Below are 508 nucleotides of genomic sequence, written 5' to 3' on the forward strand. Positions count from 1 at the left end.
GCCTCTGCCGGGCAACATACGGTATCTCTCGTACATCAGGTTGACTAGACCTTTAGAGTTTTTCACTCCTTCTCTTATCACCAGTAACTAAAGAGAAATAGGTTTTACTTAGTAGATATGAAACAATAAATCCACATACAATATTAAATCATAGTCAAGTGATTGCACATATGTCTAACACCTATAAGTTTTTTGCTAGCCTGGTATATGGACTCTGCAGGATTCGAACCTACAGTCAAACCGTTATGAGCGGTTGGCTTTACCTTTAAGCTAAGAGTCCTAGAAATATCCTGAGAGAGGACTCGAACCTCAACGACTAGGTAGCTACATCTAGCCAATGCCATTACTCAGGATTGCTAGTAACGCTAAATAGAATTATAACGTTACCGTAGACCTTTTCTACGCTTGGTAGATAGGAAAAATATAATGTTTTCAAAGTACCCATATAGTTAGTCTCTTATTCTCATTATAAGTTTAAATAGTCTAACTGTGTGTAGCATTATATAAT

The 508-nt window shown here is 36.8% G+C and carries 1 tRNA gene; it reads right to left on the reverse strand.

The window, feature by feature from the left end:
- Positions 1–208 precede the first annotated feature (208 nt).
- Positions 209–280: transfer RNA gene (locus KGF42_RS19180), tRNA-Ile, on the reverse strand.
- Positions 281–508: the final 228 nt, after the last annotated feature.

This window comes from Clostridioides sp. ZZV15-6383, assembly GCF_020657735.1.
Lineage (GTDB): Bacteria > Bacillota > Clostridia > Peptostreptococcales > Peptostreptococcaceae > Clostridioides > Clostridioides difficile_D.